26 protein-coding genes and 1 pseudogene are annotated in these 26,323 nt (G+C 71.6%); 8 read left to right on the top strand and 19 right to left on the bottom strand.

Features of this window, described 5'->3' with window-relative positions; genetic code table 11:
- Positions 1-325: 325 nt before the first annotated feature.
- From PUR53_RS45590 to PUR53_RS45575, 4 genes are all read right to left on the bottom strand, one after another.
- The gene (locus PUR53_RS45590) at positions 326-1,294 is read right to left on the bottom strand and encodes a DUF6891 domain-containing protein (RefSeq protein WP_329912615.1); all 969 of its coding nucleotides are present in this window, start codon (positions 1,292-1,294) and stop codon (positions 326-328) included.
- Between the two features lie 151 nt (positions 1,295-1,445).
- A complete protein-coding gene (glnII, locus tag PUR53_RS45585) occupies positions 1,446-2,477 on the bottom strand; it encodes a glutamine synthetase (protein WP_239753590.1) in 1,032 nt (343 codons plus the stop codon).
- A gap of 300 nt (positions 2,478-2,777) precedes the next feature.
- Positions 2,778-3,494, bottom strand: coding sequence for a hypothetical protein (locus PUR53_RS45580; protein WP_329912389.1), 717 nt, complete (start codon positions 3,492-3,494; stop codon positions 2,778-2,780).
- Positions 3,495-3,670: 176 nt separating this feature from the next.
- A complete protein-coding gene (locus tag PUR53_RS45575) occupies positions 3,671-4,030 on the bottom strand; it encodes an arsenate reductase family protein (RefSeq protein WP_329912388.1) in 360 nt (119 codons plus the stop codon).
- Positions 4,031-4,207: 177 nt separating this feature from the next.
- Between PUR53_RS45575 and PUR53_RS45570 the strand changes: the two genes are divergently transcribed.
- On the top strand, positions 4,208-4,522 hold the full coding sequence (locus PUR53_RS45570; protein WP_239753587.1) for a hypothetical protein: 315 nt from the start codon (positions 4,208-4,210) through the stop codon (positions 4,520-4,522).
- A gap of 257 nt (positions 4,523-4,779) precedes the next feature.
- Positions 4,780-5,427 (top strand): DUF4360 domain-containing protein, encoded by a 648-nt coding sequence (locus tag PUR53_RS45565; RefSeq protein WP_329912387.1) that lies wholly within the window; start codon positions 4,780-4,782, stop codon positions 5,425-5,427.
- A gap of 338 nt (positions 5,428-5,765) precedes the next feature.
- Here PUR53_RS45565 and PUR53_RS45560 read toward each other — a convergent pair whose 3' ends face one another.
- Complete coding sequence (locus PUR53_RS45560; protein WP_329912386.1) at positions 5,766-6,956, bottom strand: winged helix DNA-binding domain-containing protein; 1,191 nt, start codon at positions 6,954-6,956, stop codon at positions 5,766-5,768.
- 235 nt (positions 6,957-7,191) lie between these two features.
- The gene (locus PUR53_RS45555) at positions 7,192-8,127 is read right to left on the bottom strand and encodes a phosphotransferase family protein (protein ID WP_329901212.1); all 936 of its coding nucleotides are present in this window, start codon (positions 8,125-8,127) and stop codon (positions 7,192-7,194) included.
- Positions 8,128-8,327: 200 nt separating this feature from the next.
- Between PUR53_RS45555 and PUR53_RS45550 the strand changes: the two genes are divergently transcribed.
- The gene (locus PUR53_RS45550; RefSeq protein ID WP_329901213.1) at positions 8,328-8,621 is read left to right on the top strand and encodes a hypothetical protein; all 294 of its coding nucleotides are present in this window, start codon (positions 8,328-8,330) and stop codon (positions 8,619-8,621) included.
- Between the two features lie 49 nt (positions 8,622-8,670).
- Here PUR53_RS45550 and pspAB read toward each other — a convergent pair whose 3' ends face one another.
- The 4 genes and pseudogenes from pspAB to glnA form a co-directional block, all read right to left on the bottom strand.
- Complete coding sequence (gene pspAB / locus PUR53_RS45545) at positions 8,671-9,300, bottom strand: PspA-associated protein PspAB (RefSeq protein ID WP_329912385.1); 630 nt, start codon at positions 9,298-9,300, stop codon at positions 8,671-8,673.
- 96 nt (positions 9,301-9,396) lie between these two features.
- Positions 9,397-10,302, bottom strand: a pseudogene (gene htpX / locus PUR53_RS45540) (zinc metalloprotease HtpX); the annotation flags it as partial.
- 123 nt (positions 10,303-10,425) lie between these two features.
- Positions 10,426-10,683 carry an SCO2583/SCO2584 N-terminal domain-containing protein gene (locus PUR53_RS45535; RefSeq protein WP_329901215.1) on the bottom strand — a complete coding sequence of 86 codons (258 nt, stop codon included), beginning with the start codon at positions 10,681-10,683 and terminating at the stop codon, positions 10,426-10,428.
- A 117-nt stretch (positions 10,684-10,800) separates the two neighbouring features.
- Positions 10,801-12,210, bottom strand: coding sequence for a type I glutamate--ammonia ligase (gene glnA / locus PUR53_RS45530; RefSeq protein ID WP_329901216.1), 1,410 nt, complete (start codon positions 12,208-12,210; stop codon positions 10,801-10,803).
- A 198-nt stretch (positions 12,211-12,408) separates the two neighbouring features.
- Between glnA and PUR53_RS45525 the strand changes: the two genes are divergently transcribed.
- Positions 12,409-12,876 carry an RDD family protein gene (locus tag PUR53_RS45525; protein WP_329912384.1) on the top strand — a complete coding sequence of 156 codons (468 nt, stop codon included), beginning with the start codon at positions 12,409-12,411 and terminating at the stop codon, positions 12,874-12,876.
- A 90-nt stretch (positions 12,877-12,966) separates the two neighbouring features.
- Here PUR53_RS45525 and PUR53_RS45520 read toward each other — a convergent pair whose 3' ends face one another.
- The 4 genes from PUR53_RS45520 to lipB form a co-directional block, all read right to left on the bottom strand.
- The gene (locus tag PUR53_RS45520; protein ID WP_319100080.1) at positions 12,967-13,668 is read right to left on the bottom strand and encodes a DUF4191 domain-containing protein; all 702 of its coding nucleotides are present in this window, start codon (positions 13,666-13,668) and stop codon (positions 12,967-12,969) included.
- Positions 13,669-13,794: 126 nt separating this feature from the next.
- Positions 13,795-13,998, bottom strand: coding sequence for an SCO2195 family GlnR-regulated protein (locus PUR53_RS45515; protein ID WP_239753577.1), 204 nt, complete (start codon positions 13,996-13,998; stop codon positions 13,795-13,797).
- A 290-nt stretch (positions 13,999-14,288) separates the two neighbouring features.
- Positions 14,289-15,254 (bottom strand): lipoyl synthase, encoded by a 966-nt coding sequence (gene lipA, locus PUR53_RS45510; RefSeq protein WP_329901217.1) that lies wholly within the window; start codon positions 15,252-15,254, stop codon positions 14,289-14,291.
- Between the two features lie 322 nt (positions 15,255-15,576).
- Positions 15,577-16,368, bottom strand: coding sequence for a lipoyl(octanoyl) transferase LipB (lipB, locus tag PUR53_RS45505; RefSeq protein ID WP_329901218.1), 792 nt, complete (start codon positions 16,366-16,368; stop codon positions 15,577-15,579).
- Positions 16,369-16,766: 398 nt separating this feature from the next.
- Between lipB and PUR53_RS45500 the strand changes: the two genes are divergently transcribed.
- A complete protein-coding gene (locus PUR53_RS45500; protein WP_239753574.1) occupies positions 16,767-18,206 on the top strand; it encodes a regulator in 1,440 nt (479 codons plus the stop codon).
- Between the two features lie 161 nt (positions 18,207-18,367).
- Here PUR53_RS45500 and PUR53_RS45495 read toward each other — a convergent pair whose 3' ends face one another.
- Both PUR53_RS45495 and PUR53_RS45490 read right to left on the bottom strand, forming a co-directional pair.
- Positions 18,368-19,765, bottom strand: a complete 1,398-nt coding sequence (locus PUR53_RS45495; protein ID WP_329912383.1) for an NAD(P)/FAD-dependent oxidoreductase — start codon at positions 19,763-19,765, stop codon at positions 18,368-18,370.
- Between the two features lie 403 nt (positions 19,766-20,168).
- Positions 20,169-21,089 (bottom strand): TIGR01777 family oxidoreductase, encoded by a 921-nt coding sequence (locus PUR53_RS45490; RefSeq protein WP_329912382.1) that lies wholly within the window; start codon positions 21,087-21,089, stop codon positions 20,169-20,171.
- 134 nt (positions 21,090-21,223) lie between these two features.
- Here PUR53_RS45490 and PUR53_RS45485 point away from each other — a divergent pair, with 134 nt between their 5' ends.
- Positions 21,224-21,712, top strand: coding sequence for a GNAT family N-acetyltransferase (locus PUR53_RS45485; RefSeq protein ID WP_329901221.1), 489 nt, complete (start codon positions 21,224-21,226; stop codon positions 21,710-21,712).
- 72 nt (positions 21,713-21,784) lie between these two features.
- On the opposite strand, the gene PUR53_RS45480 is transcribed toward PUR53_RS45485, so the two are convergent.
- Positions 21,785-22,969 carry a MarP family serine protease gene (locus PUR53_RS45480; RefSeq protein WP_329901222.1) on the bottom strand — a complete coding sequence of 395 codons (1,185 nt, stop codon included), beginning with the start codon at positions 22,967-22,969 and terminating at the stop codon, positions 21,785-21,787.
- Between the two features lie 369 nt (positions 22,970-23,338).
- Between PUR53_RS45480 and PUR53_RS45475 the strand changes: the two genes are divergently transcribed.
- Positions 23,339-24,139, top strand: a complete 801-nt coding sequence (locus PUR53_RS45475) for a peptidoglycan recognition protein family protein (RefSeq protein ID WP_329901282.1) — start codon at positions 23,339-23,341, stop codon at positions 24,137-24,139.
- Positions 24,140-24,249: 110 nt separating this feature from the next.
- On the top strand, positions 24,250-24,534 hold the full coding sequence (locus PUR53_RS45470) for a hypothetical protein (protein ID WP_329912381.1): 285 nt from the start codon (positions 24,250-24,252) through the stop codon (positions 24,532-24,534).
- A gap of 37 nt (positions 24,535-24,571) precedes the next feature.
- Here PUR53_RS45470 and PUR53_RS45465 read toward each other — a convergent pair whose 3' ends face one another.
- Positions 24,572-25,090 (bottom strand): DUF4240 domain-containing protein, encoded by a 519-nt coding sequence (locus PUR53_RS45465; protein WP_329912614.1) that lies wholly within the window; start codon positions 25,088-25,090, stop codon positions 24,572-24,574.
- Between the two features lie 61 nt (positions 25,091-25,151).
- A complete protein-coding gene (locus PUR53_RS45460) occupies positions 25,152-26,168 on the bottom strand; it encodes a helix-turn-helix transcriptional regulator (protein ID WP_329901224.1) in 1,017 nt (338 codons plus the stop codon).
- Positions 26,169-26,323 lie beyond the last annotated feature (155 nt).

The following is a 26,323-nucleotide window of genomic DNA, read 5'->3' as shown; positions in this document are numbered from 1 at the left end:
GCTCTTTCGCGCGAGAGGTTCGTCCGGGAGACCTCGGCGGCCGAGTTCGTGGTCGGGGACCCGCCGAGGGACGTACGTCGTTCCGCGCCGACCGAAGGCCGGGGTGTACGGCTTTAGAGGGCCGGCGCGTTCATCGCGCGGCAACACACCCGGTCGAAGTCGTGGTGCTGACGGGAAGGCCAGAAGGGCTCGAGGTCATGGCGACCCGTCGCACGTCGGTTCTGGAAGCTGGCCATGGCCCCATTGAAGCAGACACCCGCCCGCCGCAGGAGCCTCCTCTCACTGCTTGGACGCTTCTTGAACATGACGGGAGTCTGTCGTGACCTCAGCCGACCAGGCGTTTCCGCCAATCCAGCGGGGTGACGGTGATGGCCGTGCCGGGATCCCCGTCCCACTCCGTGGACAACCCCTGCGCCGCGAGGGCCGCGACGACCTCCCGTCCGACCGCCGTCGTGGTCTCGGCGGAGCCGTCGAACCCGCCGTAGAGCAGCATCAGCCCGTGTCCGGCGGCGGCGCCCTCGGTGCACTGGGAGTGGAAGAACACGAACCCGCGGGCGTCCGGGGGCCCTTCGGCGCCAATCTCGCTCGTACCGCAGGTGCGGCAGCACGTGAAGTTCTCCCGGGCGGTGATGCCGTGCGTCCTCTGGAGCACCTCGAAGGCACGGGTGAGCCGCTCGGGGTCGGTGACCCCGTCCCAGGTGTCCTGCTCGGCGAGCCGGTCCACCCAGAGCCGGTCGACGAGCTGCCGGGCCTGCGCGGGGGAGACGGGTCGGTGGTCGCCCTCGACCAGGTACTCCTCGGCGGCCTCGGTGAGCTGCGCGCGGTCGTCGTAGCCGCAGCGCAGCAACTCCCGTACCCGCTCCTCGGTCTCCTCGCGTACGTCGTCGTCGAGCTCCGGCACCTCCTCGGGGGCGTCGTGCTCGACGGGGGTCCACTCGATGCCGGTGTCCCAGCCCTCCGCCCGCCGCGCCCAGCCGGTCATGGCCTCGGCGACCCGCTCCGGGTCGGTGAGGACGGCCCCGAAGAACCGGTCGCGGCCCTCTCGGTGCTCCAGCTGGTACTCGCCGTCGGTGCTGTCGTCGGCCCGCTGGTGCCAGACCTGGACGAAGACGTCCGGCACGTCCGGTATCCGCTGCGCGACCAGGAAGCGGTCACCGTGGTCCCCGATCCGGCACACCAGCTCCCGCAGCCGCTCCGCCGTGATCCGGGCGTGCTTCTCCCAGTTCTCCGTCTCGACCCTGACGGCCAGTCCGGCCAGTCCGGCCGGTTCGGCCGGGTCGGTGTGGTCGGCCATGTCGGTACGGTCGGCCATGTCGTTCGGGTCGCCCCCGTCGATCTTCATGCCCCCACCATGGCACGCCCCACCGACAACGCCGGAGGGCGCCCACCGGAACCGGTGGACGCCCTCACGGAAAGCGCGGGAAACGCTGTGGAGCCGCCGCTGATCAGACCTGGCCGGCCTTGTCGAGCGCGGTGCAGCAGGTGTCGACGATCAGGCGCGTCACGACGTACGGGTCGACGTTGGCGTTCGGGCGACGGTCCTCGATGTAGCCCTTGCCGTCCTTCTCGACCTGCCACGGGATACGGACCGAGGCGCCACGGTTGGAGACACCGTAGGAGTACTCGTTCCACGGGGCGGTCTCGTGCAGACCGGTCAGACGGTCGTCGATGCCCGCGCCGTAGTTCTTGACGTGGTCGAGCGGCTTCGAGCCCTCGCCCAGCGACTCGCACGCGGTGATGATCGCGTCGTAGCCCTCGCGCATCGCCTTGGTGGAGAAGTTGGTGTGCGCACCGGCGCCGTTCCAGTCACCCTTGGCCGGCTTGGGGTCCAGGGTGGCGGCGACGTCGAAGTCCTCGGCGGTGCGGTAGAGCAGCCAACGGGCCACCCACAGCTGGTCCGAGACGTCCAGCGGGGCCAGCGGGCCGACCTGGAACTCCCACTGGCCGGGCATGACCTCGGCGTTGATGCCGGAGATGCCGAGACCGGCGGCCAGGCAGTTCTCCAGGTGGGCCTCGACGATGTCACGGCCGAAGATCTCGTCGGCGCCGACACCGCAGTAGTAGCCGCCCTGGGGGGCCGGGAAGCCGCCCTTGGGGAAGCCGAGCGGGGTGCCGTCCTGGAAGAAGGTGTACTCCTGCTCGATGCCGAAGATCGGCTCCTGCGCGGCGAACTTCTCGGCGACCTCACGCAGCGCGGCACGGGTGTTGGACTCGTGCGGCGTCATGTCGATGTTGAGGACCTCGCAGAGCACGAGGACGTCGTCGCCGCCGCGGATCGGGTCCGGGCAGGTGAAGACCGGCTGGAGCACACGGTCCGAGGAGTGCCCCTCGGCCTGGTTGGTGGAGGACCCGTCGAAGCCCCAGATCGGCAGCGCGTCCAGACCGGCGGGCTCACCCGCGATGATCTTGGTCTTGGAGCGGAGCTTGGCCGTCGGCTCGGTGCCGTCGATCCAGATGTACTCAGCCTTGAAGGTCACGGGACACATCCTTCGGGGTGGGTCACTAGGCGCATGTGCGGGTGCTGCGGCGCTGCGGCACTGAAACGCCGCGCTGTTGCCGGGCAGCCTGTCAACCTGCGATTTCCCGGTCATTGCTCGAATGTGAACCCCGTGTTACCTGGTGCCTCTGTGGCGTGACTCACGTCCCGGTGGACCCGCTGGTCGTACGCGCGGGGGAGCCGGCCACCGCTGTGCGCGGCGGCCGGCCTCCGTGGGCGGCGATCGCCTGCCCTTCACCTCACCGTAACGAGCGGGTCCGGCCCGCCGGTCCGGCCGGGCTCACCCCACCTTCTCGATCAGCGCACGGCGGATCAGGAACTTGCCGGGTTCCCGGACCTGTTCGAAGGCCGAGTTGTTCAGCAGGACACAGCTGCCGGAGACGGAGGTGACCTCCACGGTGGTGGACTTGTTGTTGTCCAGGTTGGTCACCCGCAGCTTCGTCCCCGCAGGGAACTCGTTGCTGGACGCGGCCGGGGCGCCGCCCTCGCCGGAGAGGGTGACGGTGGAGCCGTTGCAGACCTGCTCGCCCGCACCGGCGTTCCCCGCGTTCCCGCCGGCCGCGTCTCCGGCGCCGCCCGCGTTCCCCGAGCCACCCGCGTTCCCCGCGGCCTCGTCGCCCTGGGGGTCCTGAGCCGACCCCCCGGTCTCCGTGGCCGGCGCGGACGGCTGCGCGGGCTGTGCGGCCTGGGAGCCCTGAGCCGACTCCCCGACGACGCAGTCCGACGCCTCCTGCTGGACCTTGATCTGGGTGACGACCGCCTCACGGTTGGCGATCCGGGCCGCCGACTGGGCGTCGGGGTTCGCCTTCTGGTTCGCGATGAACCGCTCGTTGTTGCCGAGCGCGGTGGCCAGACCCTGGCAGACACTGGAATCCGCCGCGGTCTGCGCCGCGTTCGACGTGGCCGCCATGGTGAAGGCCCCGCCTCCCGCCATCGCCGCCGCGGTCACGAACAGCGCGACCTTCTTCTTCGTGCCGAGCGTTCTCCTACGCGACATGCGCGCCTCCTGTTCCCGGGGGACCCTCGCCGGGGCCACCGGATCGGACGAGTACGCCGCTATGTACGAGATCCCGAACGAGGTTACTCAACGGTCACAGGTAACTCTCAAGTGACCCAGGCCACACCAGGGTTGGGGGCGGGAGCCGTTGGGGGGAGCCGTTGAGGGGAGCCGATTCACCTGGACAGGGCGTCCCGTACCGCCTCGTCCGTGCGGGCCACCACCGCCGTGCCGTCGTCCGCGGTGATGATCGGCCGCTGGATGAGCTTCGGGTGCTCCGCGAGCGCCTTGACCCACCGGTCGCGCGTACCGGCGTCCCGGGCCCATTCCTTGAGGCCGAGCTCCTTGGCGGCGACCTCCTGGGTGCGGGTGATGTCCCACGGTTCGAGCCCGAGCCGCTCCAGTACGGCACGGATCTCGTCCTCGCTGGGGACGTCCTCCAGATAGCGGCGGACGGTGTAGTCGGCGCCCTCGGCGTCGAGCAGGCTGAGGGCGCTGCGGCACTTGGAACAGGCCGGATTGATCCAGATCTCCATGCCGCCCACCGTAGCCAACCGGGCCCGCGAAACCCGTGTTCCACCTCTGTCACAGGACCCCTCAGATCCCTTCTGGCCAGGGGCGATTGTCAGTGGTGGGTAGTAAAATAGAAGCAGTGTTCGAGGGTTGCCGACGGGGGATTTCCGGCGGCGCCCAGACCGCGACAGGAGGATGTCTTGCCCGCTGCCGCACTGAAGTCGAAGCCGCTGCCCACCCAGTCCACCGTCCAGCACCCCGTACTGCTCGACCTGCCCTACGCCCCGGTGGTGAAGCACACGCTGCCGCCGGGCCGCCCGCGCGAGTGGTACATCACCCACAACCGGCGCCTGAAGGCCATGCGCCTCGCGATCGCCCTGCTCGACTCCGGTGTCCACACGCCGAACCAGGCGCGCAACGAGACGATCCGGAGCACGGCGGAGGTCATCGGGGTGCACCCGCCGTCGGACACCACGTGCCACATGGTGCGGGCGCTGATGCGCTACAGCCGCTGACGCGGTGGGGCGGCTGACGCGGTACGACTGCTGACGCCGCTCGGGTGCTCGAGTGCTCAAGAAAAGGGCGATCTCCGGCCGCCAGGGTTGGCCGGAGATCGCCCTAGTGCTGCCCGCCCCGGGTCCATACGATGCGGTCGCCCCTCGGTCTTCACAGGTGTTTCACAGACTGTGCCCGCATGGCTGTGTGCTCGCGGACCGCGGGGTCCTCGCGCATGTTTGTTGACATGTGCATGACTCTGATAGGAGAACCCCCCATGGTTCGTGGTCTCCTCCTGGGCGGCGCAGTGGCCGCCCTCTTCTCCAGTGCGCTACCCGCGCAGGCCGACTCCCCGTTCGAGGACCCGCCCCCGGACAAGATCGTCATCAAGGTCGCCACGGTGAACGGCTCCGGCTGCCCCGCGGGCACGGCCGCGGTCGCCGTCTCACCGGACAACACCGCGTTCACGGTGACCTACAGCGACTACCTCGCCCAGGTCGGCGGTGGCGCCCCGTCCACCGCGTTCCGCAAGAACTGCCAGCTCAACCTGATCGTCCATGTGCCCGGCGGCTTCACCTACGCCATCGCCAGCGTCGACTACCGAGGCTTCGCCTCCCTCCAGCGCGGTGCGAACGGGGTGGAGAAGGCCTCGTACTACTTCCAGGGGTCGCCCGACACGGCCGCCCGGACCCACACGTTCAACGGCCCCCTCGAGGACAACTGGCAGGCCACGGATGAGACCGACTGGGCCCAGCTGGTGTGGGCGCCCTGTGGGGTCGAGCGGAACTTCAACATCAACACCGAGCTGCGGGTCAACCGGGGGTCGTCGCCGGCGAGCAGCACGAGCTTCATGACCATGGACTCGACGGACGGTGACATCAGCACGATCTACCACTTGGCCTGGAAGGAGTGCCCCGAGAAGTGAGCCGCGGCGCCGGGTGCCCTGTCGCTGCGCGGGCACCCGGCGTTCGGGTGGGCCTGTCGTGCGCGGGCCGGCACCTCGTCCGCGGGCCGGTGGGGCTTCTCGCGCAGTTCCCCGCGCCCCTGAAAAGCAGGGGCTGCGCCCCGTGCTTTTCATCGAAGGGCCGAAGGCCCCTTCAGGGGCGCGGGGAACTGCGCGAGCAACCACGACCCACCCGCACCCGCCAACGCACCCCCGAGCTATCAGGCGCCCCACCCGCACCCGTACTCCCGAGCCATCAGGCGCCCCACCCCGCACCCGCCAACGCACCCGTACCCCCGAGCTATCAGGCGCCCCACCCCTCACCCGCCCGACACCAACTCCTTCTCCAGCGGCGTCCGGAACCGCGGCGTGACCCGCGTGCCCCCCACCCACCCCTGAAGCCGCGCCGCCTCCTCACGGATCCTCTCCTCGGCCTCCCGCCCCACCCCGTCCGTGTCCAGCAACCGCCACACGACCTCCCCCTCCGCCCGCTGGGCCCACCCGCCCACCACCCGCCCGTTCCACCACACCGTCGGGCCGATGTTGCCGCTGTAGTCGAAGAGGGCGGCCCGTATACCGGGGGCGAGGTACCAGTCGCGGTCGCGCCACCCCATGGCCGTCGGGTCGAGCGCCGGGAGCAGGGCGGCCCAGGGCTCACCGGAGTCGGGGACCGGTTCCTCGTCCCCGGCGGTCACGAACCCCGTGCCCTCGTCCAGCGTCACGGCCCGCGCCCCGATCGCCGCCAACGCCCGCCGCACCTCGGTGACCTTCCACCCCGTCCACCATTTGAGGTCCGCCTCGGTCGCCGGACCGCAGGCCGCCAACCACCGGCCCAGCAGCGACGCCTGGGCCTCGGCCGCGTCCAGCTCGGGATGGGCGGGTGCCACGGCCCAACGGAACTGGCTCGACGTCCAGGAGCCGAGCGGCCGTCCCCGTACGACCCTGCCCTCCACGCCCAGCACCCTGAGCAGCCGGGTCGAGACGGTGTGCGTCCCCTCGTAGCTCTTGCCGGCCGCATACACGAACCGTTCCCGCAACCTCGGTTCGTCCTCGGCGAGTTCGGAGGCCGTGGCCTGGCCCCGGCGGGCCAGCGCGGCCAGCGCCGCCTCCTCGACCTCCTTCAGCCAGGCCGCGTCCGGGGCGCCGGCCGTCGCCATGTCCTTCAGCAGCGCGGCCCGCTCCCGCGCGGCGACCGTGAGGCCGGTCGAGGCGTGCACCACGGCGGACAGCTCCGTGGGGAACACGAACACCGTGTGCCGCATGCCGTGCATCCGGACGAGCGTCCGGTCCGCGTAGAGCGCCCGCTCGGTCTCGGTCACCGTCCGCGCGGCGTCGGCGAGCCGTGCGCCCACGGCCAGGAACACCGTCGCGGGATCCGAGCCGTGCAGGGCGACGAGCGCGCCGGCCACCTCCTCGGGACCCGCCGACCGCGCCGAACCGGCCAACCGGTGCCGCAGCCCCAACCGCACGCGCCGCTCGCCCACCCCGACAAACCGACGCCCGTCACCCACACCAACCGCCTCCACCCACACGCCGCGTCCCGCCCAGCAAGCCCCGAAGCTCCTCCGCCCCCGCGAGCCCATCACATCCCCGGAGGGCCCCGAACACCACCGAAGCCGACCCCCTGACCACATCCTCCCGGTCCCCACTGACAATCCCCGGTTCGCACGCGATCGGGCCGGGGTGATGCGGGCGAGGCCGGGCGTGTGACGCCGGCCCGGTGACGAGCCCCCTCCCCGGCCCTCCCTACGCGTACCGCTCCACCACCCCGCCCACGTACGCCTCCAGCCGCGCCCCCAGCACCTCCGGCGTCAGATCCGTGCGCCCCAGCTCCCGCCAGGGCCCCGCCAGCTTCTCCGCGTCGGGCGCGTACGCGAGCGCGTCCAGCAGCAGCCAGTACGCGTGGTCCCGGTCCCGCGAGAGCGGGCGCCCGCCCCGCGCCTCGTACCGCGCCCGGAACCCCGTCCCGTACGCGGCCCCGTACAGCAGCGCCACCGCCGTCGAGCAGTGCGCCACGTCCAGATCGGCGGGCCCCCACGAGGTCTCCACCCAGTCCACCACCCCGCCGATCCGCAGATCACCCCGCGCGCCCGCGCCCGTGAACAGCACGTTCCCCGGATGGAAGTCCCGGTGCAGAAAACACCCCTCGTACGCGGGTGCCTCCCGCCGGATCACGTCCACGGCCCGATCCCACAGGGGACCGCCGGGCGTGGTGACCCGTTCGGGCGAGGTCCAGGCCTGATAGGTGCGAGGCCGTTCCTCCGGTACGACCGCGTGGATCCGGGCGAGCTGCCCGGCGAGCAGGTCCAGCCGGCTCTCCAGGTCCGCGTCCTCCGCGACCCGCACGGATCCCGGCACCAGGGACATCAACAGCGAGGGGTGGTCGGCGAGTTCGGCCGTCGGGTCGACGGCGTGCAGGAGGGGCGCGGGTATGCCGTCGTAGCGGGCGAGCAGGGTGAGCATGTCGGCCTCGCGGCGCAACAGCCCCGGCGCGTGCAGCCGGAAGAACGGTTTCACGAACGACCGCAGGACAAGATCCGTACCGTCGTCGAGTTCCAACCGACGCATCCGTGATGTCCAACCGCCGCGCAGATCGGTCCAGTTCCGCATGGAGCGGCCCGCAGGGAGCTGCTCGGCCACCCACGCGCGGGTCGCTGCCCACTCCTGATCGTCGAATGTCATGCGGCCAGCATGGCCGACGAGGGGGCGCCGGCGTCCCCGATAAATGGGATGCCCCCGCACCCGTCACACGAGCATCCTGGAAACGCGGAGCGAAGGCCCCCGGAACGCCGGGCCCGTGCACGACGGGCACCACCTTCCGGCCCCGGGACTACTCCTCCCCGCACAGTCATCACCCACGCCACGCCCCGAGGAGTCCCGTCATGGGCACCTTGATCCTTTCGGCGACCGCGGTTCTGGTCGTCATGGGTTTCTCCAACCAAATCCTCTGGCTGGCCGCAGTCGCCCTGCTCTACCTGTACGTCCGCTACGGCCGCACGGGGGGAGGCTCGGCGGCGTCCTCGTCGGGTCCCCCGGCGAGCGGCGGCTCGGCCCAGCCCGCCTCCTACCGCGCCTACCGCGATCGCCGTGACCAGCAGGCGAAGTGGGAGCGCCGCTACCGCCGCGAACGGCCTTTCGAGACCCGTCGGCAGGAGCGCGACAAGAGCAAGAAGTAGTGATGAGCAGCAACAAGGAGCAACGAGTGACGGTGTCCCGGGGCCGAGGTCACAGCCCCGGGGCACCCCAGACCGGGAACCATCGGCTCAGCTCGGGTTCGACCCGCAGCTCGTCCCCGAGCACCGCCCGGACCCGTAGCTCCAGCGCGTTGTCGCGCCGCTGCCCGTCACCCGGCAGCGGCGCGAACGGATAGAACGTCCCGCGCTTGTAGAGATAGACGATCCCGAGCCGCGCCCCGTCACGGCCACCCTCACCGGCGCGCCCGCCTTCGTCCCCACTCCCGCCCGCCCGGCGAAAACCGACGACCGAGCATAGCAGTTGAGGCCCGAACCCGCCGCCTTCCAAGGCGCTGTTGACCGCGTGCAGATCGCTCACCAGCGCGGGCAGGTCCCGCGGGTCCCGCCGGGAGACCAACCACGAGTAGCCGTACTCGTCCCGCTCGATCCCGACCGGCGGCCCGGTCCGCCCCGCGTCCGCGTCGAGCAGGGCCCGCACCTCCCGCCGTACGCCGTCGAAGGCCGCGCCCTCGACCGTCGCGAAGCACACCGCACCCGTGCCGGTCGGAGTGAGGGAGGCGGCAGCCTCCAGGGCGACGGCGGCCGAGGGGAGGGCGAAGAGCCGGTCGAGGTCGGGTGCGACCGGCTTCGTACGGCCGAGGAGGATGTCCAGCAGTCCCATGCCCGCTCAGCCCGCCTTCCCGGACCCGGGCTCCACGGATCCGGGCTCCACGGATCCGGGCTCCACGGACCCGTCAGACCCCTCCGACCCACCGGACCCCGGCGCGGCGGCCGCATCCAACTCCCCCGAGATACGGGCCAGTTGATCGAGCCGCTGCTCCAGTGGCGGGTGGGTGGCGAAGAAGTGGGCCAGATGGGGGTGGTCGCCGAGCGCGGGGGTGAAGTAGAAGGCGTTGAAGGCCTGCGAGGTGCGCAGGTCCCGGGTGGGGATGCGCGCGATGTCGCCGGTGACCTTGGTGAGCGCGGAGGCCAGCGCCGAGGGCCGCCCGGTGAGCAGGGCGCCCGCCCGGTCGGCGGCCAGCTCGCGGTACCGGGACAGCACCCGGATCAGCAGGAAGCTCAGGACGTACACCGCGGCGGAGACGCCCATGATCACGCTGAACACGACGGCGGTGTTCTGGTCCCGCCGCCCGCCGAACATGTGCGAGTAGAACGCGGAGCGGACGACGAGCCCGGCGAGCACCCCGAGGAACGAGGCGACCGTCATGACGGCGACATCGCGGTGCGCCACATGGGACAGCTCGTGCGCGAGCACGCCCTCCAGCTCGTCCGGCTCCAGCCGCCGCAGCAGCCCCGTCGTCACGCACACCACGGCGTGATCGGCGTTCCGCCCGGTCGCGAACGCGTTCGGCATATCCATGTCGGCCACGGCGACCCGCGGCTTCGGCACGTCCGCGACCGCGCAGAGCCGGTCCACGACGCCGTGCAGCAGCGGATACTCCTCCGGCTCCACGACCCGCCCGCGCATCGCGTAGAGGGCGACCCGGTCGGAGTACCAGTACTGCGCCCCCAGCAGCCCCGCGGCGATCACCACGACCAGCACCCACGACCTCAGCAGCGCGATCAGCACGGCCACGAACACGACATAGAGCAACCCGAGCAGAAACAACGTGACCGTCATCCGCATCGCCAGCCGAGGATCACTCCGGAACCGCTCAGCCATCCGTACCACCCCGCACTCAGGCAGCAGCTCGTCCCGCTTCCATTGTGCGCCCGGGCATCCCCATGAAGCGGTCACGCGGTGGTCCTGATCGCCCCCCGGCAGGGCAAAGGCCGCTAGGAGGCCTCAGTACGAAGACCGATAGTTGACGTATCCGATCAGCGCGATCAGCCCCGCCACGCAGCCGAACACGATCACCGTCGACACCCAGGACGACCGGCGCGGCTCCCTCGGCCCGGGGTCGGCGCGGAAGGGCTGGGGTGCGGGCGGGTTCTCCTTCCACCGGGCCGCGAGCATCCGGGCCCGCGCGGAGGGCTCCTTGAGCTCGGCACCGTCCGCCCACTTGATGTCGAACTCCCGCTCGTCGTCGTCCTGTTCGGGCATCCCCGTGTCTCCCCGTCATCTCTCTCGAACAGTCGTGCCAGAACCATACGACGACGCCCCCGTCCCGAGAAACAGGAACGGGGGCGCCGCCGTGGAAACGTACGGACTACGCGTCGATCACACGTCGAAGTACAGCTCGAACTCGTGCGGGTGCGGGCGCAGCTGGAGCGGGGCGATCTCGTTGGTGCGCTTGTAGTCGATCCACGTCTCGATCAGGTCCGGCGTGAAGACGTCGCCCTGGAGGAGGAACTCGTGGTCGCGCTCCAGCGAGTCGAGGACGGCCGGGAGGGAGGTCGGGACCTGCGGGACGCCCGCGTGCTCCTCGGGGGCCAGCTCGTAGAGGTCCTTGTCGATCGGCTCGGCCGGCTCGATCTTGTTCTTGATGCCGTCGAGGCCCGCGAGCAGCAGGGCCGAGAAGGCGAGGTACGGGTTGCCGGAGGAGTCGGGCGCGCGGAACTCCACACGCTTGGCCTTCGGGTTCGAACCCGTGATCGGGATACGCATGGCCGCGGAGCGGTTGCGCTGCGAGTAGACCAGGTTCACCGGCGCCTCGAAGCCCGGCACCAGGCGGTGGTACGAGTTCACCGTCGGGTTGGTGAAGGCCAGCAGCGACGGGGCGTGCTTGAGGATGCCGCCGATGTAGTAGCGGGCGGTGTCCGACAGGCCCGCGTAACCGGCCTCGTCGTAGAAGAGCGGCGAGCCGCCCGACCACAGCGACTGGTGGACGTGCATGCCCGAGCCGTTGTCACCGAAGATCGGCTTCGGCATGAAGGTCGCGGTCTTGCCGTTGCGCCAGGCCACGTTCTTCACGATGTACTTGAAGAGCTGGAGGTCGTCGGCCGCGGCGAGCAGCGTGTTGAACTTGTAGTTGATCTCGGCCTGGCCGGCGGTGCCCACCTCGTGGTGCTGGCGCTCGACCTGGAGACCGGACTTGGCCAGCTCCAGGGAGATCTCCGCACGCAGGTCGGCGAAGTGGTCGACCGGCGGGGTCGGGAAGTAACCACCCTTGTAGCGGACCTTGTAACCGCGGTTGTCCTCCAGCGCACCGGTGTTCCAGGCGCCCGCCTCGGAGTCGATGTGGTAGAAGGACTCGTTCTCCGAGGTCTTGAAGCGCACGCTGTCGAAGACGTAGAACTCGGCCTCGGGACCGAAGTACGCGGTGTCGGCGATACCGGTGGACGCGAGGTACGCCTCGGCCTTCTTCGCCACGTTCCGCGGGTCACGGGAGTACTGCTCGCCCGTGATCGGGTCGTGGATGAAGAAGTTGATGTTGACCGTCTTGTCGCGGCGGAACGGGTCGACGCGCGCGGTCGTCAGGTCGGCGCGGAGCGCCATGTCGGACTCGTGGATGGCCTGGAAGCCGCGGATCGAGGAGCCGTCGAACGCGAGCTCCTCGGCCGGGTCGAAGGCCTCGGCCGGGATCGTGAAGTGCTGCATCACACCCGGCAGGTCGCAGAAGCGGACGTCGACGAACTTGACGTCCTCGTCCGCGATGTACTTCTTGGCCTCGTCGGCGTTCTGGAACATCCAGCTCCTCCTACTCCCGACGTCACCTGCCGGGGTGGTAGTTCGTTCGTGCTGCCAGTGCGGTGGCACACGCTGTTCTCGACACTAGGGACGGGTGATTTCTCGTACGTGACCCATTTGTTTCGCACAAGTTAACCGGACATCCCGCCCGGCACCCCACCTGTCCGTATGGCAGAACGGTCGCAGTACCGTGTTCGAGTGGACAAGAGGCAAGCAATCGGATCGTGGCTCTCCGGCCCCCGTGACGCCGCGGAGGCAGCCGGAGTCGACTTCGGATACAGGGGAGAGCAGCTCGGTCTGCCGGAGGAGGGACCCGGCTCCATCGCCCGCCCCGGCCGCCGCCTCGGTGCCCTCGCCGTCGACTGGGGCCTCTGCCTCTTGATCGCATACAGCCTGATCACCGACGGCTACGACCAGGCCACCAGCAACTGGGCCCTGCTCATCTTCTTCCTGCTCCACGCCCTGACACTGGGCACGGTCGGCTTCACACCCGGTAAGCGCCTCTTCGGCCTGCGCGTCGTGGCCCAGGACACCGGCACCGTCGTTCCGTGGCGCGCCCTGGCCCGCTCCGCCCTCCTCTGCCTCGCCATCCCGGCTCTCGTCTGGGACCGCGACGGCCGCGGCCTCCACGACCGGCTGGCCCGCACGGTCGAGGTCAGGATCTGAGGCCTTCGCGCGCGTACGACGATGGCACGCGTACGACGATGGGGGGCGCCCGGAGTGATCCGGGCGCCCCCCATCGTCGTACTCATGTCGTCAGCGGGCCTTCGGGCCGCCCTTCGGCATCCGCATGCCCTTGGGCATCGGGCCCTTGGGGAGCGGCATGTTGCTCATCAGGTCGCCCATGGCACGCAGCCGGTCGTTGGTGGCGGTCACCTGGGGGCCGGAGAGGACGCGCGGCAGCTTGAGCATGGTCGTGCGGAGCTTCTTCAGCTCGGTCTGGCCCTCGCCCGTGCCCACGACCAGGTCGTGCACGGGGACGTCCGCCACGATGCGGGCCATCTTCCGCTTCTCGGCGGCCAGCAGGCTCTTCACCCGGTTCGGGTTGCCCTCGGCGACCAGGACGATGCCGGCCTTGCCGACGGCCCGGTGCACCACGTCCTGGCTGCGGTTCATCGCCACCGCGGGCGTCGTGGTCCAGCCACGGCCCACGTTGTCCAGTACCGCCGCGGCGGCACCCGGCTGGCCTTCCATCTGCCCGAACGCGGCCCGCTCGGCCCGCCGTCCGAAGACGATCGCCGTCGCGAGGAAGGCGAGCAGGAAGCCCAGGATGCCGAGATAGATGGGGTGACCGATCAAGAAACCGATCGCGAGGAAGACACCGAAGGTGATGATTCCGACAGCCGCGAGTACAAGACCGATCTTCTTGTCGGCCCTGCGGGTCATCTTGTACGTCAGAGCGATCTGCTTGAGTCGCCCGGGGTTCGCAGCGTCCGCTGCGGGTTCCTTCCTCGCCATGGCACGAAGTCTACGTGTCCGCGAAAGCGAGTACGACGGCGGTGCCGGTGGGGACCGGGGACCGGCGGCTGCGCTGGGGAAGCGGCGCCGGGCGGCGGCGGTGCCGGCGTGGTGCGGCGGTTGGCGTCAGGAGGTGCGCGAGGCGACGACGGCCTCGAGGACGCGCTCGGTCTCGACGCGGTCCTTGGCGCGGCGGCGGTCCTCCAGGACGGAGGTCCAGGCGTTGCGACGGGCGGTGCGCTGGCCGCTGCTCATGAGCAGCGACTCGACGGCACGGAGTGCATCGGTGAACGACGGGATCGCTGTGGCTCGAACGGGCGCGGCCTGCATGGGAGGTCCCCCTCGGGATGGCTGCTCTGGCTAGGACCCTGTACCGGGCGTGAAACCAGGGTCACTGATTGGTGTTACCAGGGCGTGACCGACCGGTCAAACGCCAGTGAAGCCTTGATACGCGGCTTTTAAACCTCGACGCGGCCCTGACGCTGCCCTCAACTGCGAGGACGGTCAGGACCGCGGTCAATCGGCCATTACCGACGAGTAGCCTCTTGTGCTCAGATTCACACGAATCGGGTGGCACTCCGTGCCATTCGGCGTAAGGGTCGGAGGGGGGTCACACGGGGTCAGACGGCCTGCGACGCGATGTACGCGCCCCGCTTCTCGACGGCCATCTGGTACAGGCGTCCGGCGCGATACGAGGAACGGACCAGCGGGCCGGACATCACGCCGGAGAACCCGATCTCGTCGGCCTCTTGCTTCAGCTCGACGAACTCCTGCGGCTTGACCCAGCGCTCCACGGGGTGGTGCCGGACGCTCGGGCGCAGGTACTGCGTGATGGTCACCAGCTCGCAGCCCGCGTCGTGCAGCTGCTTGAGCGCCTCGCTGACCTCCTCGCGGGTCTCGCCCATGCCGAGGATGAGGTTCGACTTCGTGACCAGACCGTAGTCACGGGCCTCGGTGATGACCTTCAGGGAGCGCTCGTAGCGGAAGCCGGGGCGGATGCGCTTGAAGATCCGCGGGACCGTCTCGACGTTGTGCGCGAAGACCTCGGGGCGGGAGGCGAAGACCTCCTCCAGCAGCTCCGGGACGGCGTTGAAGTCGGGCGCCAGCAGCTCGACCTTGGTCTGGCCGTCCGCGCGCTGCGCGGTCTGCTGGTGGATCTGGCGCACGGTCTCCGCGTACAGCCAGGCGCCGCCGTCCTCCAGGTCGTCGCGGGCGACGCCGGTGATGGTGGCGTAGTTCAGGTCCATGGTGACGACGGACTCGCCGACGCGGCGAGGCTCGTCGCGGTCCAGCGCCTCTGGCTTGCCGGTGTCGATCTGGCAGAAGTCGCAGCGGCGGGTGCACTGGTCGCCGCCGATCAGGAAGGTGGCCTCGCGGTCCTCCCAGCACTCATAGATGTTGGGGCATCCGGCTTCCTGACAGACGGTGTGGAGCCCCTCGCTCTTCACGAGGCCCTGCATCTTCGTGTACTCGGGGCCCATTTTCGCCCGGGTCTTGATCCACTCGGGCTTGCGCTCGATGGGGGTCTGGCTGTTGCGGACCTCCAGGCGCAGCATCTTGCGTCCGTCGGGTGCGACTGCGGACACATCGGCTCCCTGTGCTTCGATTCTTCGGCGTCCACCAGGGTACGCCCGTACGGTTCTCGCCCACCGGGGTGGGCAACCTTCGGCTTCGAGGCGGCATTCCCCCGCCCCCGCCGCCCCTACCCGTCCCATCCCAGGGGCTGCGCCCCTTCGACCCCTAGGCGTCCGTCCGGTGGGGGCTGGTCGCGCAGTTCCCTGCGGGCCTGAAAAAAGCGGGGCTGCGCCCCGGCTTTTTCAGGCCCGCAGGGCCTGGGCTTTTAGGGGCGCGGGGAACTGCGCGACCAGCCCCCACGCACCCGCACTCGACAGCGCACCCCGGCCCGGGCTACGCCGACGCCCGTTCCACCACCCGCGGCTGCAGGTCCGCGTTCTCCAGGACCTCCCGCAGATGGCGCTCGACCACCGGCAGCACCTCGGGGATCGTCACGTCCCGCCCCAGCTCGCCCGCGAGCGACGCCACCCCCGCGTCACGGATCCCGCACGGGATGATCCGGTCGAACCACTTGTTGTCGGGGTTCACGTTCAGCGCGAAGCCGTGCATCGTGACCCCCTTCGCCACCCGGATCCCGATCGCGGCGATCTTGCGGTCCTCGCGCCGCTGCCCGGCGTTGGAGGGCGCGTACTCCGGCCCGTTCATCCGGGGGTCGAACTCGTCGTCGGTCATCCGGGGGTCGAGGTCCAGCGACAGCCCGCCGAGCCGCTGCTCGACCGGATCGCCGAGCACCCACACACCGCTGCGGCCCTCGACCCGGGTGGTCTCGACGCCGAACTCCGCGCACGTGCGGATGAGTGCCTCTTCGAGCCGCCGTACGTGGGCCACCACGTCCACCGGGCGGGGCAGCTTCTGGATCGGGTAGCCCACCAGCTGGCCGGGACCGTGCCAGGTGATCTTGCCGCCGCGGTCGACGTCGATCACGGGCGTGCCGTCGAGGGGGCGCTCGTTGTCGGCCGTGCGCCGCCCGGCCGTGTAGACCGGCGGGTGCTCCAGGAGCAGCACGGTGTCGGGGACCTCGTCCGCGAAGCGCGCCGCGTGCACCCGGCGCTGCTCGTCCCACGCCTCCTGGTACTCGACCATCTCCGCGCCGAACCCCATGCGGACGAACCGCAACCCACTCACGGCAAGCGCCTCCCTCGGCGGTACCGCCGGGCGGCGGACCGCGATAGCCCTGTGGCTCTGTCAGGCGCGTGCAGCGCCCAAGCCACTGTACGACCGTACGACCGCGACCTGTTCGAGCGGCCTCCGTCGGCCGTCGTACGCGGCGCGAGGGTGCGGGCCGACGCTCGTCGTACGCCGCGGCCGCCGGGCGTACGAGGGGCCCAGCCGGCGCGTGTCGGAGGCCGACCACGTCAGCCGTGCGGCAAATCCTCACACGATCGGATGAATGGACGCGGAAGTGTGCGATCGGACGCTTACTCTCCGCTACATTCGCGCCGTTCACCAGGCCGCAAAAGGCTTCTCACCAGGCAATCCGGGAAACCCCGCCGACACCCGGAAGGCAGGAGACCGCACCGCAGATGACGGAACGACCCGCGCAGCGCACCCCCAACCGCCAGCTCGCCGCCCTCATCGCAGAAGCGGGGTTCTCGAACGCGGGACTAGCGCGCCGTGTGGACCAGCTCGGTCTCGAACACGGCCTCGACCTCAGATACGACAAGACGTCGGTCACCCGCTGGCTACGTGGTCAGCAGCCCCGGGGGACGACACCCGCACTCATCGCCGAGGTGTTCACCCGCCGCCTCGGTCGCCGCCTCACCGCCCAGGACCTCGGACTGGACGCCTGCGCCCCCGTCTACGCGGGCCTGGAGTTCGCCGCGACCCCCGAGGAGGCCATCGACATCGTCGGCGGCCTGTGGCGCAAGGACTCCGGCAGCCACGCCGAGCTCCGCAAGATCGCGTTCACGCCCGCCGGGCTGGTCGTCCCCAGCCGCGACTGGCTGATCGGCCGGGCCGACGACCGGGTCGGGCGCGGTGATCCGGCAGCCACCCGGGTTCCCCCGCAGGGCCGCCCGGTCGTCCCCCGGCAGCGCAGCCAGACCGAGCGCGGCCCCGGCCAGAAGGTCACCGGCGGGGACATCGCCGCCCTCCGCTCGGTGGGCGAGCTGTTCCGCGCCCTCGACGACGCCTACGGCGGCGGCCACGCCCGCCAGGCCCTCGTGCGCTACCTGGAGCACGAGGCCGAGCCCATGCTGCGCGGCGCCTACGGCGAACAGATCGGCCGACGGCTGTTCGCGGCCGCCGCCGACCTGACCCGGCTGGCCGGCTGGACCTCGTACGACATCGGGGCGCACGGCCTTGCCCAGCGGTACTTCGTGCAGGCGCTCAGGCTGGCGCAGGCGGCGGGGGACCGGGCGTACGGGGCGTACGTGCTCGTCACGATGAGCCGTCAGGCGGTCTATCTGGGGCATGGCCGGGAGGCCGTGCAGCTCGCGCGCGTCGCCCAGCAGGGTGTCGGGTCGGCCGTGCCGCCGGTGGTGCAGTCGCTGTTGCACTCCGTCGAGGCGCGCGGCCACGCGGTGCTGGGCGAGGTCCGGGCTTCCACGGCCGCGCTGGTCCGTGCCGAACGCGCCCTGGAGACGGCCCGGCCCGGGGACGAAGTCCCGTACTGGGCGCGGTTCTTCGACGAGGCGCAGCTCGCCGACGAGTTCGGCCACAGCCACCGCGACCTCCAGCAGTACCGCGCGGCCGCCCAACACGCGGAACGCTCGCTGCAGTTGAGGGCGCCCGCCTACGCCCGCAGCCGCCTCTTCTGCCGTGTCGTCCTCGCCTCGGCCCGCCTCGGCCTCGGCGAACTCGACCAGGCCTGCCAGCTCGGCGCGGAGGCCGCGGGCCAGGCCGCCGAGATGCGGTCGGTCAGGGCCGTGGAGTACGTCCGCGACTTCGAACGCCGACTGGAGCCGTACCGGGACGCGGCCCCCGTGCGGGGCTACCGGGACAAGGTGGCGGCGCTGCTGTAGGCGTGCGGCACACGACAGGGGCGCCCGGAGGCAACTCCGGGCGCCCCTGTGCCGTTCAAGCCGTCCACGCCACCCCACGAGGCCCCTGGGGCCGTGGACGGGTCTCCACGGGCCTCCACGGCCTCCACGGCCCCCACGGGTTCCGGTGGCCCCATGCGGTCTCACGCGGCCGTTTCCAGCGGTTCCTCCAGGAACGTGGGGTGGGCGTCCAGGTCGGTCAGGACGGCGTGGGCGGCCCGGCGGGCGGAGTGGAGCGCGCCCTGCACGGTGCTGGTGTCGCGGTGGTCGCCGCAGACGTAGAGGCCGGCGAGGAGCCGTACCGGGCGGCGCAGATCGTGCGGCGCGGGCATCGCGGGGACGGCCTCGGGGAGGTGGTACGCGGCGAGCAGCTCCCAGCGCGTCGTCGACGTCCGGTAGAGGCGGGCCAGTTGGGCGCGGACCGTGGCGTCGAGGTGCGCGGCGTCCGGGGGAGTGCCGAGGACCGTGGAGGTGATCAGGGTGCGGCCCGCCGGTGCCCGGCTCGGGTCGACCTGGCTGATCACCGCCGTGTGCGAGACGGGCCCGCTGCGGTCGGCGTCGAGGAGCAGCGCCGGTTCCGTCAACGGGGGTTCGTCCGTGGCGTGGTGCAGGACCGTCACCGGGTGGAACCCCGGCACGCGCAGGCCGGGCAGCAGCTCGGCGGCGGACCGGGCGTCCGTGGCCAGCACCACGGCCCGGCAGGCGAGTTCACCGTGGTCCGCCGTGGTCACCGAGGTCGTGCTGATGGCGGTCGCCCGCACCCCCGTACGGACCGACCCCGGCGGCAGCGCGGCCGCGAGGAGTTCGGGAAGGGTGTCGGCGCCGCCCTCCGGGACGCAGAGCCGGCCTGTCGCGTAGGTGTGCAGGGCCAGGTCGGCGCAGCGGCTGGAGGTCGCCAGCGTCGGGTCGGCGAGCAGCGCGGTCAGCAGGGGACGGACGAAACCGTCGATCGTCCGGGGTGGGAAGCCCCGGGACGCCAGGGCCTGGGAGGCCGGGACCTCGGCCCGGGTAAGGAGCCGTTCGGGCGCGGTCGCGGCGAGCCGGGCCAGGGCCATGGCCAGCCGGGACTGGTCGGCGGGGGCGCCGAGCCGACCCGGTCGGGTGCCCGTGGCCCTGGCCTGGGCGCGACCCTGGTTCCGGGGGAGCCTGGGGGCGCTTGCGAGGGCGCGTGCGGCTGTGAGTGCGCCCCTCGCGCTCCGCAGGACGGGGGTGGCGCCGGCCCGTTGATGACGCCCGTCGGAGTGCAGCAGGACGCCGGGGGCGAACGGGCGCAGGGGCAGGGTGTCCATGCCCGGGGTGCGGCGCAGTTCCGGGTACGACGTGGACAGCAGATGCGTCGTCCGGTCGAGGCGGAAGCCGTCGATCTTCTCGGTGGACATACGGCCGCCGACGGCGGGGGCGGCCTCCAGGACGAGGGTCCGCAGACCCGCCCTGGTCAGATGTCCGGCCGCAGCGAGGCCGGCCACGCCGGCTCCTACGACGATCACGTCCACGTCCCGCGTGTCCGCCTGGTACGCCGACTGGTGCACCGACTCAAGCACGTGCCCCTCCCGAGGTCGCGCGGCTGCGGGGACGTTATGCCCCCAACACCCATCTGAAATACCTGAGTTCGGCACGAGAGTGAAGGTGGGGGCCGGGTCCGGGGAAGGAGCGTGTGACCTCGCACGGGGGCATGGGCGGGGTGTCCGTGCGCCGGGCGTTCGGGGGGTGCCGGTGCGTCGGCGACTGCGGGCCCGGTGGGGCTTCTCGCGCAGTTCCCCGCGCCCCTGAAAGACCAGGCCCTGCGGGCCTGGAAGACCACGGTCCTGCGGGCCTGGAAAACGACGGGGCTGCGGCCGAAAAGCACGGGGCGCAGCCCCTGCTTTTCAGGGGCGCGGGGAACTGCGCGAGAAGCCCCACGCACCCGCACCGACAACGCCCCCGCACCGACAACGAACCCCCCGGTCAGCCGAGCGCAGCTCGAATCGCTTCGTCGATCTCCGGATGTCTGAACGCGAAGCCCGACTCCAGCAACCGCGAAGGAACCGCCCGCGTGCTCCCCAGCACATCGCCGGCGACGCCCCCGAGGACGAGCCGCAGCGCGGGTGCCGGCACCGTGAACACGGTGGGCCGGTGCAGCACGCGCCCCATCGCCGCCGTGATCTCCCGGTTGGTGCGCGGCGTCGGCGCCGTCAGGTTGAACGGCCCGGACAGCGACGGCGTGAAGAGCAGATGCCGCAGCGCCGCGACCTCGTCGTGCAGGGAGATGAAGCTCCAGTACTGGCGGCCGTCCCCCATCCGCCCGCCCAACCCCGCCTTGAACAGCGGGAACAGCGGCCCCCAGGCACCCCCGCCCCGGGCCACCACCAGCCCCGTGCGGGCGAACGCCGTACGGGTCCCGGCCTCCCGCGCGACCCCGGCCGCCCCCTCCCACTCCACGCACAGCGCGGACAGGAACTCCGACCCCGGCTCGGCCGACTCGTCCACGACCCGGTCGCCCGTGTAGCCGTAGAACCCGATCGCGCTGCCGTTGACGAACACGCTCGGCGGAGTGTCGAGGGCGGCGGCGGCCTCGGCGAGGGTCCGGGTGCCGCGCACCCGGCTCTCGCGGATCGCCGCCTTGTACGCGTCGGTCCAGCGGCGGGACGCGACCCCCGCGCCGGCGAGGTTGACGACGGCCGCGCACCCCGCGAGCCCCGCGAGGTCGACCCGTCCCGCGCCCGGGTCCCAGCGGACCTCGCCCCGCGCCCGGGGCTCCCGGCGCACGAGCCGGAGCACCTCGTAGCCGTCCTTGGTGAGGGAACGGGCCAGCGCCGAACCGATCAGGCCGGACGCACCGGCGATCGCGATACGAGAACCGGGCGGAACGGGTGATTCAACGGTCATGCCCACCATCCTGCCCGGCGGCCGGCGCGAGCGTGGACCCGGACCACGTCGACCAGCGGGAACCGGCCCCCGATCGCCGTGCCGCCGCCCGCACGGTGGCCGCCCGTGCAGGGGCCGCCCGTACAGTGGCCGTCATGCCCGTTCCGCACATACGCCTCGCGACCTCGGACGACGAGGACACGCTCGGCCGCCTGGACCGCGAGACCTGGTCCACCCTGCACTCCGTCCAGGAGCGGCCCACCCAGCCGCACGAGCCCTTCTTCAACGAGCGTTACGGCCCCCACGACCACCTGGTGGCCGAGCTCGGCGGCAGCGTCGTCGGATACATCCGCCTCGCCCTGCCCTCGAACCTCGCCTGTCACGCCCACGTCCGCCAGATCCAGGGGCTCGCCGTCGCGGACGAGGCACGCGGCTCGGGTGTCGCCCGTGCCCTGCTGCGCGCCGCGCAGGACGAGTGCCGGCGGCGCGGTGCCCGCCGGCTCACTCTGCGGGTCCTCGGCCACAACACCCCGGCCAGGAAGCTCTACGAGTCCGAGGGCTTCGTCGTGGAGGGCGTCCTGCCGGAGGAGTTCCTGATCGACGGGGCCTACGTGGACGACGTACTGATGGGCCGTCGGCTCTGAGCGGCCCCGATCAGATGTGACCGCGTCACGAGGTCACCCGATGACGACGTGACCGCATCACAGGTCACCGCATCACGAGGTCACGAGGTCGCCCGTGTCCACCGGCGCCGTCGCGTTCGCCGCGCGCTCCGCGTCGGGGGCGACCTCGTCCACGGTGAGCACGTACCCCGTCTCCGCGTCCGAGGTGGAGCGGGCGAAGACGACCCCGAACACCTTGCCGTCGGTGGTGAGGAGGGGGCCGCCGGAGTTGCCGGGGCGCACGGTGGAGCGGATGGAGTAGATGTCGCGGGTGACCGCGTCGGTGTTGTAGATGTTCCGGCCGGTCGCGTCGATACGGCTGGCGACCGTGGCCGCCTGGAGGTCCAGGCCGCCGTCCTCCGGATAGCCGGCCACCACCGCCGCGTCACCGCGCCCGGCACTGTCGTCGAAGCTCAGCAGCGGGGCCCTCAGACCCGGCACGTACAGGACCGCCACGTCCTTGTCCGGATCGAACAGCACGACCTTCGCCTCGTACGCCTTGCCCACACCGCCTACCCGCACGCTCGGCTCGTCGATGCCGGCGACCACGTGGGCGTTGGTCATCACATGCTCGGTGGCGTACGCGAAGCCGCTGCCCTCGCGGCCCTGGGTGCCCGCGACGCCCTCGATCTTCACCGTGCTGCGCTTGGCGGCGGCGGTCGCGGCCGCGGTGACGCTGTCGCCGGACGGCTTGGCCACCTCGGCCGTCGCCTCGTTCTCGAAGGGGTTGAAGACCTGCGGGAAGCCCGCCTCGGTGAGCGCCGAGGTGGCGTTGGAGAACCAGGCCGGGGTGGTCTCCGGCATGGTGTTCTGCACGGCGCCGAGCAGCGCGGAGTTACGGATCGAGTTGGTCACCACCGCCGACGAGGAGGCCCCGAGGACGCTCGCGGCCACCCACGCCACGATCAGCACGGCGACCGTGTTGGCCGCGGCCCCGCCGACGCCGTCGGCCACCCGCAGCGGACTGCGGTCGATCTCCCGGCGCAGCCGCAGCGCCAGCCGGCCCGCCAGCTCGTGCCCGATCACGCCCGGCACCAGGACCGTCAGCACCGCCGTGACCGTCGCCGCCGGGGTGCCCGCCTCCACCAGCTCCATCATCCAGGGCAGCACCCAGACGCCTATCGCCGCGCCGCCCACGAAACCGGCGAGGGACACACATCCCGCGACCAGGCCGCGACGGTAACCGGACGCCGCGTAGGCCAGGATCACCAGCATCAGCAGGATGTCGAGCACGTCCACTCCGACCGCCTTTCTCCAGGGACCCTGTAGTACGCGCGGCACGGGTGCAGTGATCAGCTGTGGCCGCACGGCACCCCGGTGACCCGAGCCGACCGGCCGGTACCGCGTCGTGTCCGCCCCGAATCGTAAAAACGTCCCGGACCACGGCGTTGGTTCCTTCCGCTTCCCCCGGGTGGCCCACTCCACATCGCGGCCGACGGGCATCCGGGTGACTGTGGGGCCATGCGTGTGTTCCGGATGTCGCGGGGGGCGCGAATACGGCGGCTGCCGCGCGTGTGGCGCCGCCGCGCGCGGACCCCGCGCGCCCCGGACCCGTCCGGACAGCGGCCACGCCGGTCCCACGACCGCACGCGACCCGCCCGGGAGCGGATGCGCCGGATCCGGGAGCGTACGCGCCTATCCCGGGCCCGCGTGGACCTGCCCCGGCCCGTCCTCCTGCTGCTGGCCTGTCTGGCCGGACTGGCGGCCGTGCTCGCCCTGGTGCTGGGCGCGATCGGCGTGGACCGTACGGCCGAGCGCGCCGACGGGCCCGCCACCACCCGGCCCGCACAGCCGCACCAGGCGCCCCGGCCCCCCATCGTGCCCAGGTCGCGCTGGCTGGAGAAGGACGCGCCCAGCCAGCCGCCCGCCCGCTACGACGACGAGGTCGCCGCCGTCTTCATCCACCACACGGACTCCCCGAACGGCTACGACTGCGCCGACGCGCCCCGCATCATCCGCGGCCTCTACACCGGCCAGACCGACGCCAAACACTGGGACGACATCGGCTACAACTTCCTCGTCGACCGCTGCGGCACCATCTACGAGGGCCGCGCGGGCGGCGTCGACCGCGCCGTCATCGGCGCCCACACCCAGGGCTTCAACCACCGCACCTCCGGTATCGCGGCCCTCGGCACCTTCACCGCCGGCGTCCCCGTCCCGCAGGCCATGACCGACGCGATCGCCGCGCTCGCCGCCTGGAAACTGGGGCTCTCCGACAGCGACCCCCGGGGCAGCGTCCGGCTCACCTCCAGCAACAGCCTCAGCCGCTACGCCGCAGGCACCACCGTCCTGCTGCCCACCCTCGCGGGCCACAGCGACGGCTACATGACCAGCTGCCCGGGCGCGGCCCTCGCCGAACGCCTGCCCGCGATCCGCGAACAGGCGGCCCGCCTCCAGGGCCGGATCTAGCCAGGCGGCACATCTCATGAGGTTCACAGACAGCGCGCCGTCGCCTCACAGAGTTCTCCCAGATCCGCGCCCTACCTTCGTGGTCGTCAAGCCGACCGGAGGTGGGGAAAATGATCAGCAGTCGTACGAAGCGCGAGTCCCGAGACCCGAAGAAGTCCTGGTCCTCGGCGCTGCGGAGCCCGTGGACGGTGGCCTGCGCGACCGCCGTCGTCGTGCTCGGCCCGTCCGCCGTCACCGCGTCCGCGCTGGAGCGCGCCAACTCGGCGCCCCTGCACGGCGCCGCGGCCCCCGAACACCCGGCCCCGGGCAAGGAACGACGCCACCACGGCGGGCCGTACACCACCGAGCCGTACGCCTACCTGCCCCGCACGACGAACCGCGGACTGCGCGTGTGACCGTCGACGGTCCCCGGCCGGCCCAGGCCCGGAGTCGCTAGGCCCGGAACCGCTCCCAGAGCTTCGGGCAGCGTTCCGCGAGCGCGGAATCGTCCTCGAAGTCGAGCGGGGTGCCCTCGGGTTCGCCGGGCGGGGGCGGGATGCCGAGGTCCGGGGCGACCACACCGGTGAGCTGCTCGTACGCCTCGTCCGCGGCGTATCCCAGCTCCTCGGCGTCCCCGTCGATCTCCTCGTCGAAGTCGTCCAGCAGATCGGCGAGCGCGTCGGGGTCGTGCACCGCCCCCTCGAACACCTCCCGGCCCTGGCCGATCAACCAGCACCGGAAGTAGTCGAACGCGTCGTCACTGGCACCGCCCAGCAGCACCGTGGCGGCGCACCAAAGGTCCCAGGTGTACGCGCGGTTGTAACGGGACTCGAAGTGGCGGGCGAAGTCCAGCACCGCCTCCGGGTCCAGTCGGCCGAGCCGTTCCACGAGCAGGTCGGCCTGGTCCTCCGGATCGCCCTCGGCGTCCTCGCGGGCCGTGTCCACCAACTCCCAGAACTCCGTCTCGTCCATCACTGGTCCAGCATCGTGCCTGGGCGGGTGGGACGCACGTCAAGAACGACCCATTCTTGTCTCACGGCGCCTCGTACAGCTCCGCCAGGCGGCGCGCGTCGTCCGCGAAGCGCTCCCGCAGCCCGGCGGGAGCCAGCACCTCGACCTCCGCTCCCAATGCGATGAGCTGGGTGTACGCCACGTCCTCCGACTCCACGCGGAGGGCGACGGTCACCCGGCCGTGCTCGTCGGGGGTGTCGGCCACGGCACTCAACGCGTCCCGGGCCGACACGGGGTCCACCACGTGCGGCAGCCTCCGCACCCCCTCCGCCGACAGTCGCACGACGACGTCGGCGCGCAGGATCGACCGGGCGAATCGTTCCGCCTGCTCGTCCCAGTAGGCCGGCAGATCGAACTCCTCGTTCCGGGTGAAGCGGTCGTCGCCGGTGTCGACGGTGGTGAAGCGATCGATGCGGTAGGTACGGAAGACCCCCGAACCCGGCCGGGGGCCGGCGCCGGAGGGGGCGTCCACGTCGGGGACCCGGGCGCACAGGTACCAGACGCCGGCCTTGAGCACGAGACCGTACGGCTCCAGGGCCCGCTCGACCTCGGTGGAACCCTTGCGGTACCGCGCGACGATCCGGCGGTCGTCCCAGACCGCGTCCGCCACGTCGGGCAGCAGCTCGGGCGTCTTCGGCTCCTTGAACCAGCTCGGCGCGTCGAGGTGGAACCGCTGGGAGGCCGTACGGGAGGCGTCGCGGAGGGAGGGGAGGAGGGCGGCGGACACCTTGAGCCGGGCGGCGGAGGCGGCGTCCTCCAACCCCATCTCCCGCAGCGCGCCCGGCACACCGCTGAGGAACAACGCCTCGGCCTCGGTGCGGGCCAGCCCCGTCAACCGCGTCCGGTACCCGCCGATCAGCCGGTACCCCCCGGCACGGCCCCGGTCCGCGTACACCGGCACGCCCGCCTCCGACAGCGCCTGGGCGTCCCTCGTCACCGTCCGCTCCGACACCTCCAGCTCCCGCGCGAGTTCGGCGGCGGTCATGGAGGGGCGGGACTGCAGCAACAACACCATCTTGATCAGCCGAGCAGCACGCATGCGGACATGATGCCGGGCCGGGGTGACAAAAGGGGGTGGGTTGTCGGGTGCGTTCTTCGGGTGCGGGTCCGGTGGGGGCTGGTCGCGCAGGTCCCCGCGCCCCTGAAGGAGCCTTCGGCCCTTCGATGAAAAGCATGGGGCGCAGCCCCTGCTTT

This window comes from Streptomyces sp. SP18BB07 (assembly GCF_036322545.1).
GTDB lineage: Bacteria > Actinomycetota > Actinomycetes > Streptomycetales > Streptomycetaceae > Streptomyces > Streptomyces deccanensis.
Note: the sequence above shows the minus strand (reverse complement) of the source record. Positions and strands in the feature narration are given on the sequence as shown.

Coding starts and splice junctions, on each gene's coding strand:
- PUR53_RS45460 (WP_329901224.1), bottom strand. CDS start 26,168: ATGCGTGCTGCTCGGCTGATCAAGATGGTGTTGTTGCTGCAGTCCCGC.
- PUR53_RS45535 (WP_329901215.1), bottom strand. CDS start 10,683: ATGCCCGAACAGGACGACGACGAGCGGGAGTTCGACATCAAGTGGGCG.
- PUR53_RS45565 (WP_329912387.1), top strand. CDS start 4,780: ATGGTTCGTGGTCTCCTCCTGGGCGGCGCAGTGGCCGCCCTCTTCTCC.
- PUR53_RS45590 (WP_329912615.1), bottom strand. CDS start 1,294: ATGGCCGACCACACCGACCCGGCCGAACCGGCCGGACTGGCCGGACTG.
- PUR53_RS45465 (WP_329912614.1), bottom strand. CDS start 25,090: ATGGACGAGACGGAGTTCTGGGAGTTGGTGGACACGGCCCGCGAGGAC.
- PUR53_RS45485 (WP_329901221.1), top strand. CDS start 21,224: ATGCCCGTTCCGCACATACGCCTCGCGACCTCGGACGACGAGGACACG.
- pspAB (WP_329912385.1), bottom strand. CDS start 9,300: ATGGGACTGCTGGACATCCTCCTCGGCCGTACGAAGCCGGTCGCACCC.
- PUR53_RS45555 (WP_329901212.1), bottom strand. CDS start 8,127: ATGACATTCGACGATCAGGAGTGGGCAGCGACCCGCGCGTGGGTGGCC.
- PUR53_RS45550 (WP_329901213.1), top strand. CDS start 8,328: ATGGGCACCTTGATCCTTTCGGCGACCGCGGTTCTGGTCGTCATGGGT.
- PUR53_RS45575 (WP_329912388.1), bottom strand. CDS start 4,030: ATGGAGATCTGGATCAATCCGGCCTGTTCCAAGTGCCGCAGCGCCCTC.
- PUR53_RS45500 (WP_239753574.1), top strand. CDS start 16,767: ATGACGGAACGACCCGCGCAGCGCACCCCCAACCGCCAGCTCGCCGCC.
- PUR53_RS45515 (WP_239753577.1), bottom strand. CDS start 13,998: ATGCAGGCCGCGCCCGTTCGAGCCACAGCGATCCCGTCGTTCACCGAT.
- PUR53_RS45490 (WP_329912382.1), bottom strand. CDS start 21,089: ATGACCGTTGAATCACCCGTTCCGCCCGGTTCTCGTATCGCGATCGCC.
- glnA (WP_329901216.1), bottom strand. CDS start 12,210: ATGTTCCAGAACGCCGACGAGGCCAAGAAGTACATCGCGGACGAGGAC.
- PUR53_RS45580 (WP_329912389.1), bottom strand. CDS start 3,494: ATGTCGCGTAGGAGAACGCTCGGCACGAAGAAGAAGGTCGCGCTGTTC.
- PUR53_RS45470 (WP_329912381.1), top strand. CDS start 24,250: ATGATCAGCAGTCGTACGAAGCGCGAGTCCCGAGACCCGAAGAAGTCC.
- PUR53_RS45520 (WP_319100080.1), bottom strand. CDS start 13,668: ATGGCGAGGAAGGAACCCGCAGCGGACGCTGCGAACCCCGGGCGACTC.
- PUR53_RS45475 (WP_329901282.1), top strand. CDS start 23,339: ATGCGCCGGATCCGGGAGCGTACGCGCCTATCCCGGGCCCGCGTGGAC.